This is a genomic window from Pseudomonas sp. MDV22-iso1, from assembly GCF_058145095.1.
Genome location: NZ_JBYVMF010000005.1, coordinates 1 through 17,486, shown reverse-complemented (window position 1 = coordinate 17,486; position 17,486 = coordinate 1). Strand labels below are relative to the sequence as shown.

Sequence of the window (17,486 nt, the reverse complement as noted above, 5' to 3'; positions counted from 1 at the left end):
GGCGAGGGTTCAGTGCCGATGCTGGCGGGTCACGCCGGCATCGAATTGCGCGACGATCTGCTGCCAGCCGGCGCTTTCCAGCGCGCTTTCAGCGAGGTCGGTCGGCGCAGCGAGGGCTTTGTCGCGGTTGAGCCAGATGTCCGGTGCATCGTCGTCGGCGCTCAGGCGCATCAGGAACGAACCGGCGACTTCCGGTGACTGGCTCTGACCGAAATAAGCCTTGGCCTCGAGCAATTGCCAGGCATGGCCGCCACGGCTGACGGAGCTGGCGTCCTGGGCGAACGGCGCGAAACCTTCATCCGCGAGGACGGCAGGGGTTGGCAGGGATTGCGCTTCCTGACGCAGCAGATGGATCTCGTCCAGGGTCACCCGCAGGTCGGCATAGATGCCTTGCTCGGAGGCGCTCAGGTCACGGCGCGCATCCAGTTGATGGCTGCTGACAGCGCTCACTTCCTGCGACTCGTGGCGCCAGGCAACAACCGTACCGGCCACCGCCAGGATCATCAGGCACAAAAGCAGCACGTAAAGGGTTTCATGGCCGGCGCCTGCCGGGCGGACAACGTGAGTGGTCGGCGTACTCATGGGGCCTGGATATCCGCTTGGTCGATTTCGACCACGTGGCCCGGGCCCGCATCGAACAGCACGTAGAACTCGGCGCCGGGTTTTTTGAAGGTCATCTTCGAATCGGCACCGAGCTTGCCAGGTACCAGAATGCTTTCGTCGTAACCGATCACGTCCAGGGTGACGCCCGGTGCGCCGCTACCATCGGAAAAGCCGCCGGTGCACTCGATCTGTTCGGCGTCGATCGCCTTGCACTCGCACATCGGGTTGTGGGCCAGCGCGCTGGCGCTGAAACCGGCGCTCAGCACCAGCAACAGGGGGGGGATATGACGAAAATTCATGGTTTGCCTCCTTGTTTGTTCAGCCACTCGACGGTGGCGGGGGATGCCTGACTCAAGGGCATGGATGCCTGGTGCATCGCGCCGTCCCAGCCTTCCATGGTGATCCACAGCTCAGCATCGGGTTTGGTCTTTTCCGGGATCGGGACCATCGCACCCATGCGGTACGGGGTGCCGAAGAAAATCACCCCGGCGGCGCGCAGGCTGCGGGGTTTACCGATACGCAGGTAAGTCGCCTTGACCTGATCGCGGCAGCTGTTGCACAGCGCCGCATTGAAGCTTTTCATGTAGCCGGCCGGACCATCGAGTCGCGGTGCTTCATTGCGCAGTTCCGCCAGGCGCAGGCTCCATGGCCCGACCTGCACTTCGCCGGCTTCGCGCTCACCCAGCCCGACATCGCCTCGAAACAGCGCGGCGTCGGCGAAGTACTTGGGCATGAAACCGAGTGGAACCAGCAGTAACAGAACGTTGATGTGGAAGCGCCATTTGTGCCAGAAACGGCTCAGCTTCGAGGAGGGTTTATCCGCAACGTGCAGGCTCATTGGCTCACCTCCGTGGTTTCGCGGTGGGTGACTGGCTGTTCAGTTGGTTGCACCCGTGAACGCTTGTTTTCACGTTTCAAGGCGTTGGCCGTGGCCAGGGCGGTGCGTTTGGTCCAGATCAGCAGGCCGCTGAGGACCATCATGCTCAGGAGCAAACCGAAGAAGAACCAGATCAGCTTGATCCACAAGCCGCCGAAGTCGCCGGTGTGCAGGGGGCGCATGGACTCGGTCACCAGCTCCAGACCGGAGCGATCCGACAGCAAGCGGGTGGAGGCGACTTCGCCGTTGTAGGGGTTGATGTCGGCGGTCTGGAACATCAACGGGAACCAGCTGCGTCCGCCCACGGTCAGGTAGCTGTAGGCGTTGGCGGGCAGGCTGACGAAGCTGTCGTCGAGGCCGGGAATGCGCTCCTTGGCTTCAGCAATTGCGGTCTGCAGGCTGATCATCGGCGCAGGCGATCCGTCGGCGCTGACCGGTACGCTCTCGCGGGGCACCACCAGCGCAACTGGCGCGGTGGAGATCGACACCTGGTTGTCGAACATGAAGGCCTCGATCAGGAACCAGGTACTGGTGACGGAAATCACCGCGATGAACCAGATCGACCAGATGCCGCTGAGACGGTGGAAATCACCCCAGAAAATCCGCGCGCCGTGCCGGATGCGCAGGGTGGGTTTGAGGAAGCCTTTCCAGAATTTCTTGTACACCACCAGCCCGGTCACCAATGAGGCCAGCAACGGCAGGCTCAGGAATGACACCAGGTACCAGCCCCAGCTATAACCGTTGGTGAACGGCACCAGCCACCAGCCATGCAGTGCCCGGGTAAACGCCTTGAAATTGAATTGTGGCGCCGTGCCCTGAATGACCCCGGTGTACGGGTTGACGTAGACCGTCACCGACCGCCCGTCGGGGTAGCTGACGTTTACGTCGAGGGCGAAGTGCGATTCATCGGGACGACTGATGTCTTCGACCAGTGTGTCAGGCTCGGCCTTCTTGATCGCGGCGATGATCTGGTCGTAGTTGAGCAGGGGCGCATCGTCGGACGGTTGGCTGGCGCGCATTTGCGGGTTGGCCAGCCAGACGATTTCCTGGCTCACCACCGCCAGTGTGCCGGTCACGCACACGATCAATACGAAAAACCAGATCGGCAGTGCCAGCCAGCTATGGACCAGAAACCAGAGTTTGGAGCGGGATTTCTTCGACATGATTTAAGTCTTGTATCGATGAGAGGGCCCTCTGCTGCGGGCTTCCCAGCGTTGGGTCCTTGAAAAGTCCGTCCGTGGCTTTTGCCTACGCGGGCCGACTGCATCTATATAAGACGAATGAGAATCAGAAATCCCGAACCTGAAAATGAAAGTAAATGTTTCGTATTCCGCAAAAGCGGGTCAGAGCAAGAATTTCAGGGCTTCGGCGAGCAGCAGTTCGGGGGCTTCCTCAGCGATGTAGTGGCCGGCAGGCAAGGCTTTGCCTCGAACGTTGGTGGCCACGTGTTGCCATTCCTTGAGGGGCTCGAAGCAGCGCCCGACTGTGCCGTCGGCGCCCCACATAACTAGTAGCGGCAGATCCAGGTGATGACCGGCGTCGATGTCGGCCCGGTCATGCTCCAGGTCGATGCTGGCACTGGCGCGGTAATCCTCGCAGATACCGCGCGCGGTGCCCGGCAGTTTCAGGCAGCGCAGGTACTCGGCAAAAGCGTCTGGCGTGAAGGGTTCGAGGCCGGCGCTGCGGCTGCCCATCACGCTACGCAAATAGGCTTCGGGATCGGCTTCGATCAGGGTTTCCGGCAAGGGGGCCGGGCGGATCAGGAAGAACCAGTGCCAATAGGCGCGGGCAAACGCTTCGTTGGTTTGTGCGTACATCGCAAGGGTGGGCGCGATGTCGAGCAGCACCATGCGTTGCACCGCATCGGGGTTATCCAGCGCCAGGCGATGGGCGACGCGGGCGCCACGGTCGTGTGCCAGCACGGAAAATTGTTCGAAGCCCAAGGATTGCATCAGCGCCACACCGTCCCTGGCCATCTCGCGTTTGCTGTAGTGGGTGTGGTGTTCGTTGGCGGGCGGCTTGCTGCTGTCTCCGTAACCGCGCAGATCGGCGGCGACCACGGTGAAATGCCGGGCCAGTTGCTCGGCGACCTTGTGCCAGATGACATGGGTTTGCGGGTGGCCGTGCAGTAACAACAAGCCTGGCCCGCTCCCGCCGATCCGGTAGGCGATGTCCACGCCGTTGACGTGGCGTTGGTCTTTCAGGAAACCGGCAAACATGAGGGCGCCTCCTTGTTGATTGCCAGCATCCTGAAAGCGTCGGGCGGTCAGGGCAAGGTGCAAAGCGTGGTGGGGTTGTTCATGAAGTGTGTTCAACAGGTTTTGCGGTGTCTGGCAGACGCTCATCGCGAGCAGGCTCGCTCCGACATAATCCGGATCAAGCCGATCCATTGTAGGCGTGAGCCTGCTCGCGATGAGGCCATTAGCCGCGCCGCCGATATCAACCCTGCTGAAACATCTCCTTCGCCCGCTGTTCAATCTGTTCCTGAGTCAAATCCTCCTTGCGTGTGGCCAGAAACCACAGATGCCCATACGGGTCCTTCAAGGTCCCGGACCGATCACCGTAAAACTGATCCTTGACCTCGGACACCACAGTGCCGCCGGCGGCAATCGCCTGTTTATAGGACGTGTCGACATCCGTGACATACAGGTGCAGGCCGACGGATGGGGATTGGTCCGGATTGCTCAACGGTCCCTGATCACAGGGTGTGCCCAGCATGATCGGACAATCGCCGATGCGCAGTTCGGCGTGGCCGATGCCGCCGTCGGGCATGGACAGGCGCATGACTTCGGTGGCGCCGAAGGCTTTTTTGTAGAATTCGATGGCTTCGGCTGCTTTTTTAATGCCCAGGTAGGGGGTAATGCTGTGATAGCCCTCCGGGATGGGTTTGACGCTCATGGCGGTTCTCCCTGTTGGTTGTGAGACAACGATTCACGAGGGATTAAATATAGTAGGCGTTGCTGAGGGCTGCGATCTTTTGAGCTGGTTTTTGAATTTTGGGTTTCAAGAAATCAGGATCAAAAGATCGCAACCTTCGGCAGCTCCTTGAAGGGGTAATGCTGTTCCAAGAAATTTCGGGCTGAATTGAAACCTGTGGCGAGGGAGCAAGCGCCCTCGCCACAAGAACTCTCTATTCCTTTGCCGCTATTTTTGAAAAATGCCTCTTGACCTTGACTTAACTAGAGGTTTTACCCTGCAGGCCTTCGGATCGTTAGATCGGGCTTACGCAAAGTGGGGGCTTTTCATGCACGTATCAGAGAAAAATCGCAGTTTTACCCAGTTGATCGAATTTGAGATCGAGCCCCATCAACAGCCCGCACTGGTGTCCGCGCTGTCGGCACAAACCGAGCGCCTGGCCCAGGGCTACAACGGGTTTCTGAGTGCCAGTATCCAGGCCAGTGATGACGGCCGGCGCGTGCTCAATTTCCTGCAATGGCAGTCCCGCGAGGCGGGTGAGGCCGCCTTCCAGAGTTTTGAAAGCGGCGAACAGGATTTCTGGCAGTTGATCCTCGCTCATCAGGCGAGAACCGTGACCTTCGGCTCGTTCCAGGTGGTGCACAGTCTGGAACGCAGTCATGACAACGCGCTGCACTGCAATCTGGTGCACTAAGGCGGAAGAGCGCCTAGATCGACAACTGCATCAAGCGTTCACCCTGAAGGTTTTCCGTGGGGCGGCGCTTGTTAACGGCCAGCTCGCCGATCTTGATCAGTCGTGTGCGCGTGACGTTGCGACTCAGCCCAAGCAGCGCCGCCGTGTGCACCTGGTTGTAGTGGCTGAAGCGATAGGCTGCGCGCAACAAGGCGTCTTCGACTTTTTCATGCAATGCCCCGGCCTGTTCCTCGAAAAGCTTTTGAAAAGCCCGCTCGAGCAAGGCTTCCGGTGAATCGTCGATGCCGCTGTTGTAATCGTCCTGACGCTCGATACGCATGTTCGACAGACGCAAATCATCGCGCTCGATCACGCCGTTGCGGCAGATCAGCAGGGTATGGTGAATGACGTTTTCCAGCTCGCGGATGTTGCCCGGCCAACTGTAGCTGCGCAGTTTCAACTCGGCCTCTTTGCTGACGGTGATGGTGCCGTAGCCGAGGCGCTGACTATAGGCTTCAACGAAGTGCCGGGTCAGCGGCAGGATGTCCCCCGGCCGATCGCGCAGCGGGCTCAGTTCCAGGCTGACCACGTCGAGTCGGTAATACAGGTCTTCGCGAAAGTGCCCGGCATTGATGGCTTTTTCCAGTTGGACGTTGGTCGCCGCCAGTACGCGTACGTTGATGGGAATGCTCTTGCGCGAACCGAGGCGTACCACTTCGCGTTCCTGCAATACCCGCAGCAACTTGACCTGGATCGCCATCGGCAGATCGCCGATTTCGTCGAGGAACAAGGTGCCGCCATCGGCTTCTTCGAACCATCCGGCCTTGGCGCTCAGCGCGCCGGTAAACGCGCCTTTTTCGTGGCCGAACAGTTCAGCCTCGACCAGGGATTCGGAGAATGCACCGCAGTTCACCGCCACGAAGGGCCGGTTTCGCCGGGCGCTGAGGTTGTGAATGTGTCGCGCCACCAGCTCTTTGCCGGTGCCGGTTTCACCAATGATCAGTACGCTGGCTTCACTTGGCGCGACCTGCTGCAAGTGCGCGAGCAAGGCTTGGGATTTAGGGTCTTCAAACACCTGCGCGGTGGCACGGATCGAGGTGGCCAGCGCGGGCGAGGGCGGTAAGGTCAGCAGTTGCATGGGGTTCGCTCCATGAATGGCGGTTTATGAATAGAAAGTCGGAACGGGCAGGGACTGGTTCAGCGCCCAGTCACCCAGTTCATGGAGTTTGTAATCCACCGGGTCGTGCAGGGTTTGCGTACGCAGGTTGCGCCAGTGGCGGTCGAGCCGCAGGGAGGCGTGGGTCGAGCGTGCACCGGTCACCTCAAACATTCGGCTACACAGTTCCAGGCCATTGCGCGTGGCCGCGACCTTGGCAGTGGCGATCGCAATGGCCAGATGTCCACGTTCTTCGGCGCTAAGCTGCGGGCCTTTGGCCCACGCCTTGTCGAGCAGTTCGGCGGCACGTTCGACCAGTAACCGAACGCCTTCGAGCGCCACCCAGAACTCGCCGTAGTGACCGAGCACATAGGGGTCCTGACGCACATCCTGGGTACTGGATTTGTGCCAGGGGCGTGTCTCGGTCAGGGTGTATTCCCGCGCCTCCTCGAAAGCACCTTCGGCAATGCCCAGGAACATGTGGGTGAAGGTTAGTTGGGCGATCAACGGCCGCAGGCAGGCGAACGGTGTGCTTAAAGGGCCCGGGTCCAGCAGCAGCTCCGACTCTTCGACCCGCACCCGTTCGAAGGTGGCGCTGCCGCTGTCGGTCTGGCGCTGGCCTATGTTGTTCCAGTCGTCATGCAGGGTAATTCCACTGCGACCGCTGGGGATGGCGGCGATCAGCAATTTGCCGCCGGCACTTTCGTCGACGGCGGAGGCGATCAGCATTTGTGAATCACTGGCGCCGGAGCAGAAGCTTTTTTTGCCGGAAAACTCGCGCCAGCCATCGAGTTTTTTCACCACGGTGCGGGTGTCCAGCGGGTTGAGCGCGTTACCCCAGAACCAGTTCTTGCGGGCAGTCTGTTCGAACCACGGTTGCCATTGTTCGGGCTTGGCGAACAGGCGCACGGTGGCAAGCATCAGGTGATGGAAGCCGAAAACATGGGCGATCGAACTGTCGACCTTGGCGAACTCGCGCACCACCGTCAGGGTTTCACTCCAGCTGGCGCCGAGGCCGCCGTACTGGGTGGGAATGCTTAATGCGAGCAGACCGCTTTCGCGCAGGGCGTCACGCTCGGCTTTAGGCGTACCACCGCGTTCGTCCCGTTCGACGGCGGTCAATGCGAACTGCGCCGCGAGTTGGCGGGCGGTCTGCAAGGGTGATATCAGGGCACTTTGCGGCTTGGCAGTCACTCGGGAGATTCCTTATGTCTGTAGGAGCAAGCAATGCGGCTACCCGACTTGCCCGCGATGAACGAATACTCGGTCTATTGGTTAGATCGTGGTGACTGCATCGCGAGCAAGCTTTGCTCCTACAAGGGGCGAATTGGCTCAGGCCGTGGCTTTGCCGGGCAGTACGTCATTGGCGATCATTTCGCCAAACGGCCCGGTGAGGTTGGTGACGCCGCGACCGGCCAGGCTCGCATAGGGCTCAGGCAGAAGCGGGAACACCAACTCGGCAAAGCGATAAGCCTCTTCGAGGTGTGGATAACCAGAGAAAATGAAACTCTCGATGCCAAGGTCCGCGTATTCCTTGATCCGTACCGCGACTTGCTGTGGGTCGCCCACCAGCGCGGTCCCGGCGCCACCGCGTACCAGACCGACACCGGCCCACAGGTTGGGCGCGATTTCCAGGTTGTCGCGGCGTCCGTCGTGCAACGCGGCCATGCGCCGTTGACCTTCGGAATCGAAGCGTGAAAACGACTTCTGTGCCGCCTGGATGGTTTCGTCGCTGATGTGCTCAATGAGTTTGTCGGCGGCTTTCCAGGCCTCTTCCGCCGTTTCGCGAACAATGACATGCAGGCGAATCCCGAATTTCACCGTGCGACCGTGACGCGCTGCACGCTCACGCACATCGGCGATTTTTTCCGCCACGGCGGCAGGCGGTTCGCCCCACGTCAGGTAGACGTCTACCTGCTCGGCCGCGAGATCGTGGGCAGCGTCGGAAGAGCCACCGAAGTACAGCGGCGGGTAGGGTTTCTGCACCGGTGGATACAGCGCCTTGGCGTTTTGCACGCGCAGGTGTTTGCCTTCGAAATCCACCGATTCGCCTTGCAATACGCGGCGCCAGATTTTCAGAAACTCGTCGGTCACTTCATAACGTTCACTGTGATCGAGGAAGCTGCCGTCGCCCCGGTTCTCATCCGGATCGCCGCCGGTCACGACGTTGATCAGCAACCGCCCTCCAGACAGTCGATCCAGGGTGGCTGCCATCCGTGCAGACACCGTCGGCGAGATGATGCCGGGGCGGATCGCTACGAGGTACCGCAGACGTTCGGTCAGCGGAACCAGCGCCGATGCGATGACCCACGAGTCTTCGCAGGAACGTCCGGTGGGAATCAGCACTCCGTGGTAACCGAGGCTGTCAGCGGCCTGGGCCACTTGTTTGAGGTAGTTGAGCGTTACCGGGCGAGCGCCTTGAGTGGTACCCAGGTAGTGGCCATCGCCGTGGGTCGGCAGGAACCAGAAAACATCCATGAAGAGATCCTTAAGCGATTTTCAGCAGATTTTTGGGGTGCACGCCGAACAAAGGCGCAGCGCGTTCTGCAGCAAGACGAATGCGGGCCTTCAAGGGCTCACTGGTTATTTGGTAGTGGGTAAAGTCGGCCTCGGTAGCGTAAACGCCGATCGGCAACGTCAGGGCCTGGAAGAAGCTGAACAGCGGTCGCAGCTGGTGATCGAGCACCAGTGCATGACGTTCGCTGCCGCCAGTGGCCGCCAGCAGGACAGGGGTGTCGATCAACGCATTGAGGTCGATCAGGTCGAACAGATGCTTGAGCAACCCGGGATAGGAACCGCGAAAGACCGGCGCGGCAACGATCAGCAGATCAGCGTTTTCGATGGCTTGCAGTTGGCTTTCGACGTCGGCAGTCAGTTCCTGGCGAGACAACGCCGCACCCAGTGACCGGGCGATGTCGCCCAGTTCGATCAGTTTGCTTTCGATCGGTAGATGCTCTGACAGTTGTGCCAGCAAGGCCTGCGTGAGCACCAGGGTGCGCGACGGACGCCAGGTACCGCCGGAGAGGGCTACGACTTTCAATGGGCGCGACATGATCGGTTCCTTTTTAAACAGTTGCTCAGGGAGCAGTGAGTTGTCACTGACCTTGAGCAAGAGCTGTACCAATCCATGGGAGCCCGGTTATCCGGGGCTTTCAGCGCACGACTCGGTGGATGCTGTTCGATTTGAAGGGCTGTTTGTCGAATCACTGTTGCGTGGCAAACAGTTGCCTGGGCAACAGTGTGTGAAGCGATGTGATTGTTATAAAGGCTTCTGGTTATTCCTCAAAATATCGATAAAAGATATTTATAGATCGTTATGGAATAAATGAGGGGCGTTAAAAAGTTAATCCGCGAGCCTGGACGTTTATCCCGATACCCACTATCGAGAGCGTTGATTTCTGCCCATCGAGGGGCGCGAGTAGCCTGTGTTCATTGCCCCGAACCCAGTTGCCAGGACGCCAGATCATGAAACCTTTAATCGCCACTTTCCTGTTGCTCGCAATCTCCGTTCTCGCGGGATGTGCCAGTCATGTTTCACCGGAATTGCGACCGTACACTGCCGAAGAAAGTCGGCAATTGGCGATGGAAGAGTTGAATCGTCGCGGTTTGTCTTTCGACGAATATCACGCGAAGAAAGCCGCATTGCTGGGCCAGCCGCAGAAATCCTTCAGTTTCGACAAGCAGGGCGAAATGAACGCTGAGCGCGCCGTGCAACTCCATGGCCGTCCAAGCTGAGCGACTGTACCGCTCGAAGTTTTGTGCAACTGTGCGTGGGTTTCCTTCAGGGGGTGCGATAGGGTCAATACCTGATTGCCCTTGATGGACTGCCACCGATGACCCTCTCCCTCGATCTGCTGCTGGGCTTTGCACTGTTCGCCCTGGTGACTTCAATTACGCCCGGTCCGAACAACACCATGTTGCTGGCATCGGGTGTGAACTTCGGCTTTAACCGCACTATCCCCCATATGCTCGGCATTACCTGCGGATTCTTCGTACTGGTGCTGGCCGTGGGTTTCGGCCTGGGCGCGGTGTTCCAGACCTATCCACTCCTCTACACCGTGTTGCGGTACGTCGGTGCTGCGTATTTGCTGTACCTGGCGTGGAAAATCGCCCATTCCGGACCGGTCTCCGATAGCGAAAAAGGCGAAAGCAAACCCATCAGTTATCTTGGCGCGGCGGCGTTCCAGTGGGTGAATCCCAAAGCCTGGATCATGGCCATCGGAGCCATCAGCACCTACACGCCGATGCAGGGTTACTTCACCAATGTGATTGTGATTGCGGCGGTGTTCGCGCTGATCAACCTGCCGAGCGTCGGGGTTTGGGCAGCCTGCGGGACGCTGTTGCGCAACGTGCTGAAAGATCGCCGCTGGTTGCGGGTATTCAACTGGGGCATGGCCGCGCTGCTGGTGGTGTCGCTGTATCCGTTGCTGCTCGAAAGCTTTAGCTGACGCATTGCTTCAACCGGTTACCCGATGCCTGTTAAGCTCGACTTCAGGAGCGTTCCTACGCACTTTTAATGAAGTTGTTCTTCTTTAACGGCCTCCGATCAGGTATTTCTGACGTTCCGGAATATCGGCGCAGCTCACGAGGCTGCGCTTTGACGTTTCTGTGACGAGCCTCCTGATCCCGGAACACGCTCTGCGAGTCTTTTTATGAATACACGTCCGTTATATTTCGATTACGCCGCCACCACGCCGGTGGATGAGCGAGTCATCAAGGTCATGGTCGAGTGCCTGGGTTTTACCGGCAACTTCGGCAATCCGGCGTCCAGCTCCCACGCGTTCGGGCAACAAGCCCGGCAATCGGTCGAGCACGCACGGGGGCAAGTCGCAACACTGGTCGGCGCCCAGCCTGATCAGATCATCTGGACGTCCGGTGCCACCGAATCCAACAATCTCGCGCTCAAGGGCGTGGCCCAGGCTCGCGGAATTGCCGGTGGCCATGTCATCACCAGCCAGATTGAACACAAGGCAATTCTTGATACGGCCAAACAGTTGCAGGACGCCGGTGTTGCGGTGACTTATCTGGTGCCGAACGCCGAAGGCATCATCACTCCACAAGCCGTCAGCGAAGCCATGCGCGACGACACCTTTCTGGTGTCGCTGATGCTGGTCAACAATGAACTGGGCACGGTCAACGACATGGCGAGCATCGGCGAGGTCGTTCGCGCCCGTGACGCGTTGTTCCATGTGGATGCGGCGCAAGGTGCGGGCAAGGTAGTGATCGACCTGGCGCAGTTGCCGGTGGATTTGATGTCGTTTTCGGCCCACAAGATTTACGGGCCCAAGGGCATCGGTGCGTTGTATGTCGGTCCTCGTGCCCGGGAGCGTTTGCAGGCCCAGATTCACGGCGGCGGGCATGAAGGTGGTTTGCGTTCTGGCACATTGGCCACGCATCAGATTGCTGCGATGGGTGTGGCATTCGAGTTGGCGGCGCAGCTGTTCGACGAAGAGAAAGCCACCATTGCTCGATTACGTGAACGCTTGCTTGAGCAGTTGTTGAGTATTCCAGGCGTTCGCCTTAACGGCAGCGCCACTCAGCGTATTCCTCACACGTTGAGCCTGACGTTCAGTGACGGTGAATTCAATTCCACGGCTTTAAGCCATTCCATCGCGTTCTCCGCGACGTCGGCCTGTAATTCCGCGAGTAATTCACCTTCTCATGTGTTGCTGGCGCTGGGGCACGACGCGCGCTCGGCGAGTCGCACCATTCGCTTGAGCCTCGGCCGATTTACCACCGAGCAGGACATCGACCAGGCGGTTGATCTGATAAAAGCGGCCTGCGCCAGTGCTCCGGCATTCTGGCAGTAGTCCCATAAGGTGCTGGCCTGGATCAGCACTCACACAATAATGAATACGTGATTAGCAGGAGACATGATGAGTACGCAGCCTTCGATCAATGGGTCAGTGCCCCAGCGCCTGGCGCAAACCCGTGAGCTGATGAGCCGGGAGGGCATTCACGCCTTGCTGGTGCCGTCGGCTGACCCGCATCTGTCGGAATACCTGCCGGGTTACTGGCAAGGGCGGCAGTGGTTGTCGGGCTTTCATGGCTCTGTGGGTACCCTGATTGTCACGCCAGACTTCGCCGGTGTCTGGGCTGACAGCCGCTACTGGGAGCAGGCGACCAAGGAACTGAACGGCAGCGGCATTGAACTGGTCAAGCTGCAACCGGGTCAGCCCGGCCCACTGGAATGGCTCGCGGAGCAAACGCCGAAGGGTGGTGTGGTTGCGGTGGACGGCGCCGTGATGGCGGTGGCCTCGGCGCGCACATTGAGTGGAAAACTCGAAGAGCGCGGCGCACGTCTGCGCACTGATATCGATTTGTTGAGTGCGGTGTGGGGTGACCGCCCAAGCCTGCCTGATGAGCCGATCTATCAACATTTGCCGCCTCAGGCAACGGTCAGTCGTGGAGAGAAACTCGCCAAGCTGCGTGAAGTATTGAAGGAGCGTGGCGCTGACTGGCATTTCATTGCGACCCTCGATGACATTGCGTGGCTGTTCAACTTGCGCGGGGGGGATGTGTCGTTCAACCCGGTGTTTGTGTCCTTCGCATTGATCAGCCAGCAGCAGGCCACGCTGTTTGTGGCGCTGAGTAAAGTCAGCGCGCAGTTGCGTGCGGTCCTCGAGCAGGACGGCGTCACCCTGCGTGACTACAGCGAAGTGGCCGAAGCGTTGAAAGCGGTACCGAGTGGTTCGAGCCTGCAAGTCGATCCGGCGCGGGTGACCGCCGGCTTGCTGGGTCACCTGGACAGCGGCGTGAAGCTGGTCGAAGGTCTGAACCCGACGACGTTGGCCAAATCGCAGAAAAGCCTGGCCGATGCCGAGCACATCCGTCGGGCAATGGAGCAGGATGGTGCGGCGCTGTGCGAGTTCTTCACCTGGCTGGAATCGGCGTGGGGACGTGAGCGCATTACCGAACTGACCATCGACGAGCACCTGACGGCGGCGCGTACCCGACGTCCGGATTATGTCTCGCTGAGTTTCAACACCATTGCGGCGTTTAACGCGAATGGCGCGATGCCGCACTATCACGCCACCGAAGAAGAGCACGCGGTGATCGAGGGCGACGGTTTGTTGTTGATCGACTCGGGTGGTCAGTACCTGGGTGGCACGACGGACATTACGCGGATGGTCCCGGTCGGTACCCCGACCGCAGAACAGAAGCGCGATTGCACACGCGTGCTAAAGGGGGTGATTGCGCTGTCCCGAGCGCAATTCCCGCGTGGCATTCTTTCGCCGCTGCTCGACTCGATTGCCCGCGCGCCAATCTGGGCCGAGAGCGTCGATTACGGTCACGGTACCGGCCATGGCGTCGGCTACTTCCTCAACGTGCATGAAGGTCCGCAGGTCATTGCCTATCAGGCCGCTGCTGCGCCGCAAACCGCCATGCAGCCGGGCATGATCACGTCCATCGAGCCGGGCACTTACCGCCCTGGTCGCTGGGGTGTGCGCATTGAGAACCTGGTGTTGAATCGTGAGGCGGGCAAGAGCGAGTTTGGTGAGTTCCTGAAATTCGAAACGTTGACCCTGTGCCCGATCGACACTCGCTGCCTGGAGCCGTCGTTGCTGACGGAAGACGAAAAGCAGTGGTTCAACGCTTATCACGCTGAAGTGCGCGAGCGTTTGAGCCCGTTGCTCGATGGCGCCGCTCTCGAGTGGTTGAACACGCGTACTGCCGCTATCTGATGGATAAGGGGGGCAGGCGCTGTTTGTAGCACCTGCCTTCGTGCTGTGGAGCTGTTTAACTCAATGCTTCAAGCACGAAGTCGAGTCGATCCTGTCCGAAGAAGAGCTGGTCATCGACAAACATGCTCGGGGCGCCGAATACCCCTCGACGCACGGCGGTCTCGGTGTTGTTTTTGAGTGCGTTTTTCACGTTTTCATCCGCTGTCAGCGCCAATACTTCATTTGGGTCGAAACCGTGTTCAGTCAGCACTGATGCGACGGTCGCCGGATCATCAAGGCTTCGGCCTTCAACCCAGAGAGCCTGAAACAGGCAGTCGATGAACGCCTGGAAACGCTCGGGATGGTGCAACTGCATGCCGGTGACGGCGCGCATCAGCATCAGTGTGTTGATGGGGAAGTGCGGATTGAACTTTAACGGTACGCCGTAGCGTTTTGCGTACCGGTCCAGGTCCTGAAACATGTAGCTGCCCTTGGCCGCAATGGTCGCTGGCGAGGCATTGCCCGTTGCTTTGAAGACGCCACCCAATAGCATGGGGATGTACTTCAGCTGGCTGTCGGTTTGCTTGCAGATTTTCGGTAGCTGGGTATAAGCCAGGTAAGTGGCGGGGCTTCCGAGGTCGAAAAAGAACTCCACGGTTTTGCTCATGGTCGATGCTCTCTGCTTTTTATTGTGGGGGAGGGCTTACCAGCGTTCGTTCCAGGGGCGCAGGTCCAGTTCGAAGGTCCAGGCGTCTCGGGGTTGGCTGTGCAGGTACCAGTAATTTTCGGCGATGTGTTCGGGGTTGAGAATGCCGTCCTGGTCCTTGGTGGCGTATTTTTCAGGGAAACTGGTGCGGATGAAATCGGTGTCGATGGCGCCGTCGACGACCACGTGGGCAACATGAATATTCATCGGCCCCAGTTCGCGGGCCATGCTCTGGGCCAGTGCGCGTATGCCGTGCTTGGCGCCGGCGAACGCCGCAAATCCTGCGGCCCCACGCAGCCCTGCTGTTGCACCGGTGAACAGAATTGTGCCGCGCTGACGCTGGGCCATGCGCTTGGCGACTTCGCGCCCATTGAGAAATCCTGAAAAACAGGCCATCTCCCAGATCTTGAAATACTTGCGAGCGGTTTCCTCAAGAATGCTGCACGGCACGTTCGCGCCGATGTTGAATACGAACGCTTCGATCGGGCCGATCTGGCTTTCAATCTGCTCAACCAGCGCCACGACATCTTCTTCCTTGCGGGCATCACAGGCGAAACCATGAGCCTCGGCACCTGTTGCCTGAATGGCATCGACCAGAGGCTGAAGCTTGTCCGCGCTTCGGCGCGTCACACAGGCGATGAACCCTTCTTGAGCAAAGCGCTTGGCAATGGCGCCGCCAGTGGCGTCACCTGCACCCACAACCAGTACGACCTTCTTATTATTCATGACGGTTCTCTTTGGTAAACGATCGTTAACTAAACGAACGTTATGCTACGATCCGGCATGCGTCAAGACGATCAATTTTGAGGACAGGGCAATGCGTTACTCGGCCAACCATAAGCTGGAAACCAAAGAGAAGTTGCTGCAAAGCAGTGCTGTATCGGCCAAGAAGTCAGGTTTTTCTACGGTGGGCGTTGATGGCCTGATGAAGGCAATCGGTTTGAGCGGCGGGGCGTTCTACAGTCACTTCTCTTCAAAAGATGAACTGTTTGCTTCGATCGTGGAACGTGAGCTGTCCCAGAGCCTGGCGCGATTGGAAGTGGATCAGGGGCGAGAGCGACTCGAGCGATGCCTCAAACATTACCTGAGCATGGCCCATGTCGAAAGTCCGGAGTCTGGCTGCGCGCTGCCCGCGCTGGGGGCGGAGATTGCCCGCTCGGATTTGATGGTTCGTCAGCAGGCGGAGAGCTGGATTTGCCGGCTTCAGAAAAACTGGGCGCTGACCCTGGAAAGCGACAGCCTTGCGTGGGCCATTCTTTCGCAATGCATCGGCGCGCTGGTTGTGGCGCGGATGTTGGCCACTCCCGAGGTGCAACGCACCGTACTGAAATCCAGTTACGACGAAATCTGCCGTCAGATCGCGTGACTCGCTTATGTCGAGTCTGCCTATTTGCAGATGACGATCATGCTGCGACTGGTATAACCGGCCGGGTTCAGGCCGAAGGGATAGTCACCTGGCTCCTCAACGGTATCCCCGGACTTGGCGATGACCTTGTAGCCTTTGGGTGCGCACGAGTTAGCGGCGCTGGTGTAGCACTTGTCCCAAGAGGATGACAGCCCCGAACAGTTGATGTGCAGCCCTTTTTTGCCGTGCTTGACCTGGGTTTTCGACGTCGCCGCGCAGCCCGCAATTGCGAGTACGGCGATCATTACCAAAATTCGTTTCATTGCTGTCCTTATAGCGTCCCCGAGTCTATCGCCCGGGTCTGACTGCGTTCGCTTTTGCTTGAAGCGTTTTGATATCCCAATCCTTGAATTTCCATGCCTGGCACTGGGTTTCGGGGCTAAACATGGCCTAATTGCGCGACAAATACCAGACCCTTGTCAAAACCTGTGTCAATCAGCGGCTACTGCGGGCTTGGCGTTGCTACCCATGGTCAACGTTGCACCTACGGAAGCCAGAATGATGCACATGATAGCCATCCACTGTGACAGCGAGAGGAACTCATGGAGGAACAAAAGGCCTGACAACGCTCCGAACGCGGGTTCAATGCTCATAAGTGTTCCGAAGGTCCGAGCGGGCATCCGTGTGAGGGCAACCATCTCCAGGGTATAGGGCAGGGCAGTGGAGAGAATGGCGACGCCGATGGCGACGGGAATCAATGACGGCGTCAACAATGCTGCGCCCGCATGTACGATTCCGATAGGGGCTACGAACAGTGCGGCAATCATCACGCCCAAGGCGGCGGTTTGCACACCGTTGTCGGCACCAGCTTTTTGTCCGTAAAGAATGTAGATGGCCCAGCAGACGCCAGCACCCAATGCATACCCTGCACCTGTCAGATCAATACCGGCGCTTGTTGCACCGGTAGGTATCAATAGCAGCAATCCGGCAGCGGCAAGGGCGATCCACAGGAAGTCGATTGCCCGACGCGAAGCGTAGATCGCAACAGCCAGTGGACCGGTGAACTCCAGAGCGACGGCAATCCCCAGCGGCACGGTTCGCAAGGACATATAGAAGAGGAAGTTCATCCCTCCCAGCGCCATTCCATAGACAATGACAGTGCGCAGTGATTTCGAGGTGAGCTTCGCGCGCCACGGGCGCAATATCAGCAGCATGATCACGCTGGCAAAAATCAGCCGCAGGGTGGTGGTCCCTTGAGCGCCCACAATCGGGAACATACTTTTGGCCAGGGAAGCACCAGACTGGATCGACGCCATGGCTATAAGTAGCAGGCCAACCGAGAACAGGGTGGAGGCGAGGTTACGGGGTTGGTCATTCATTAAATGGCATCGTCCAAGGTTGAAACGAGGAAGTTGATCTGGCGTTGGGCAATATACTGCGCATTCGACACGGCTGCGTCTATATATAAGAGGAAATTCAAAGCTTCTGATAGAAAAGCAAAATCAGTGCTTGACGGCAGATTCAGGATGTCTATAATTCGCCCCAC

20 protein-coding genes are annotated in these 17,486 nt (G+C 58.9%); 6 read left to right on the top strand and 14 right to left on the bottom strand.

The features are described 5' to 3' along the window. Positions 1-9 precede the first annotated feature (9 nt). The 6 genes from AC3ZVB_RS07960 to AC3ZVB_RS07935 form a co-directional block, all read right to left on the bottom strand. A complete protein-coding gene (locus AC3ZVB_RS07960; RefSeq protein ID WP_490146254.1) occupies positions 10-582 on the bottom strand; it encodes a DUF6162 family protein in 573 nt (190 codons plus the stop codon). Beyond that, entirely contained in the window at positions 579-902 is a 324-nt protein-coding gene (locus tag AC3ZVB_RS07955) for a hypothetical protein (RefSeq protein WP_490146253.1), read from the bottom strand. Before AC3ZVB_RS07955 ends, AC3ZVB_RS07960 begins: the two co-directional genes overlap by 4 nt. Beyond that, positions 899-1,441 (bottom strand): thiamine pyrophosphate-binding protein, encoded by a 543-nt coding sequence (locus AC3ZVB_RS07950; RefSeq protein ID WP_490146252.1) that lies wholly within the window; start codon positions 1,439-1,441, stop codon positions 899-901. Before AC3ZVB_RS07950 ends, AC3ZVB_RS07955 begins: the two co-directional genes overlap by 4 nt. Further along, entirely contained in the window at positions 1,438-2,643 is a 1,206-nt protein-coding gene (locus AC3ZVB_RS07945) for a PepSY-associated TM helix domain-containing protein (protein WP_490146251.1), read from the bottom strand. Before AC3ZVB_RS07945 ends, AC3ZVB_RS07950 begins: the two co-directional genes overlap by 4 nt. Positions 2,644-2,823: 180 nt before the next feature. Continuing rightward, entirely contained in the window at positions 2,824-3,699 is an 876-nt protein-coding gene (locus tag AC3ZVB_RS07940) for an alpha/beta fold hydrolase (RefSeq protein WP_490146250.1), read from the bottom strand. A gap of 220 nt (positions 3,700-3,919) precedes the next feature. Continuing rightward, complete coding sequence (locus tag AC3ZVB_RS07935; protein WP_162440688.1) at positions 3,920-4,378, bottom strand: VOC family protein; 459 nt, start codon at positions 4,376-4,378, stop codon at positions 3,920-3,922. A gap of 346 nt (positions 4,379-4,724) precedes the next feature. Between AC3ZVB_RS07935 and AC3ZVB_RS07930 the strand changes: the two genes are divergently transcribed. After that, complete coding sequence (locus tag AC3ZVB_RS07930) at positions 4,725-5,090, top strand: antibiotic biosynthesis monooxygenase (RefSeq protein WP_194692933.1); 366 nt, start codon at positions 4,725-4,727, stop codon at positions 5,088-5,090. 13 nt (positions 5,091-5,103) lie between these two features. Here AC3ZVB_RS07930 and AC3ZVB_RS07925 read toward each other — a convergent pair whose 3' ends face one another. The 4 genes from AC3ZVB_RS07925 to msuE all read right to left on the bottom strand — a co-directional run bounded on the left by AC3ZVB_RS07925 (position 5,104) and on the right by msuE (position 9,277). Then, on the bottom strand, positions 5,104-6,207 hold the full coding sequence (locus AC3ZVB_RS07925) for a sigma-54 interaction domain-containing protein (protein ID WP_162440686.1): 1,104 nt from the start codon (positions 6,205-6,207) through the stop codon (positions 5,104-5,106). Positions 6,208-6,231: 24 nt separating this feature from the next. Beyond that, positions 6,232-7,419 carry an acyl-CoA dehydrogenase family protein gene (locus AC3ZVB_RS07920; protein ID WP_490146249.1) on the bottom strand — a complete coding sequence of 396 codons (1,188 nt, stop codon included), beginning with the start codon at positions 7,417-7,419 and terminating at the stop codon, positions 6,232-6,234. Between the two features lie 138 nt (positions 7,420-7,557). Next, positions 7,558-8,703 carry an FMNH2-dependent alkanesulfonate monooxygenase gene (ssuD, locus tag AC3ZVB_RS07915; RefSeq protein ID WP_490146248.1) on the bottom strand — a complete coding sequence of 382 codons (1,146 nt, stop codon included), beginning with the start codon at positions 8,701-8,703 and terminating at the stop codon, positions 7,558-7,560. Positions 8,704-8,713: 10 nt separating this feature from the next. Further along, on the bottom strand, positions 8,714-9,277 hold the full coding sequence (gene msuE, locus AC3ZVB_RS07910) for an FMN reductase (RefSeq protein WP_162440683.1): 564 nt from the start codon (positions 9,275-9,277) through the stop codon (positions 8,714-8,716). Between the two features lie 413 nt (positions 9,278-9,690). Here msuE and AC3ZVB_RS07905 point away from each other — a divergent pair, with 413 nt between their 5' ends. From AC3ZVB_RS07905 to AC3ZVB_RS07890, 4 genes are all read left to right on the top strand, one after another. Next, entirely contained in the window at positions 9,691-9,960 is a 270-nt protein-coding gene (locus tag AC3ZVB_RS07905) for a hypothetical protein (RefSeq protein ID WP_162440682.1), read from the top strand. Between the two features lie 98 nt (positions 9,961-10,058). Then, positions 10,059-10,673, top strand: coding sequence for a LysE family translocator (locus AC3ZVB_RS07900; RefSeq protein WP_194692930.1), 615 nt, complete (start codon positions 10,059-10,061; stop codon positions 10,671-10,673). 204 nt (positions 10,674-10,877) lie between these two features. Next, complete coding sequence (locus AC3ZVB_RS07895) at positions 10,878-12,035, top strand: cysteine desulfurase family protein (protein WP_490146247.1); 1,158 nt, start codon at positions 10,878-10,880, stop codon at positions 12,033-12,035. 66 nt (positions 12,036-12,101) lie between these two features. Continuing rightward, positions 12,102-13,910, top strand: a complete 1,809-nt coding sequence (locus tag AC3ZVB_RS07890; RefSeq protein WP_490146246.1) for an aminopeptidase P family protein — start codon at positions 12,102-12,104, stop codon at positions 13,908-13,910. A gap of 55 nt (positions 13,911-13,965) precedes the next feature. Here AC3ZVB_RS07890 and AC3ZVB_RS07885 read toward each other — a convergent pair whose 3' ends face one another. Both AC3ZVB_RS07885 and AC3ZVB_RS07880 read right to left on the bottom strand, forming a co-directional pair. Continuing rightward, positions 13,966-14,556, bottom strand: a complete 591-nt coding sequence (locus AC3ZVB_RS07885) for a 2-hydroxychromene-2-carboxylate isomerase (protein WP_490146245.1) — start codon at positions 14,554-14,556, stop codon at positions 13,966-13,968. Positions 14,557-14,592: 36 nt separating this feature from the next. Next, positions 14,593-15,321 carry an SDR family oxidoreductase gene (locus tag AC3ZVB_RS07880; protein WP_162440677.1) on the bottom strand — a complete coding sequence of 243 codons (729 nt, stop codon included), beginning with the start codon at positions 15,319-15,321 and terminating at the stop codon, positions 14,593-14,595. Positions 15,322-15,412: 91 nt separating this feature from the next. Between AC3ZVB_RS07880 and AC3ZVB_RS07875 the strand changes: the two genes are divergently transcribed. Further along, positions 15,413-15,961, top strand: coding sequence for a TetR/AcrR family transcriptional regulator (locus AC3ZVB_RS07875; protein WP_490146351.1), 549 nt, complete (start codon positions 15,413-15,415; stop codon positions 15,959-15,961). A gap of 20 nt (positions 15,962-15,981) precedes the next feature. Here AC3ZVB_RS07875 and AC3ZVB_RS07870 read toward each other — a convergent pair whose 3' ends face one another. Together AC3ZVB_RS07870 and rhtA are read right to left on the bottom strand one after the other, a co-directional pair. Then, positions 15,982-16,263, bottom strand: coding sequence for a hypothetical protein (locus AC3ZVB_RS07870; protein WP_194692926.1), 282 nt, complete (start codon positions 16,261-16,263; stop codon positions 15,982-15,984). A 168-nt stretch (positions 16,264-16,431) separates the two neighbouring features. Beyond that, the gene (rhtA, locus tag AC3ZVB_RS07865; protein ID WP_162440675.1) at positions 16,432-17,319 is read right to left on the bottom strand and encodes a threonine/homoserine exporter RhtA; all 888 of its coding nucleotides are present in this window, start codon (positions 17,317-17,319) and stop codon (positions 16,432-16,434) included. Positions 17,320-17,486 lie beyond the last annotated feature (167 nt).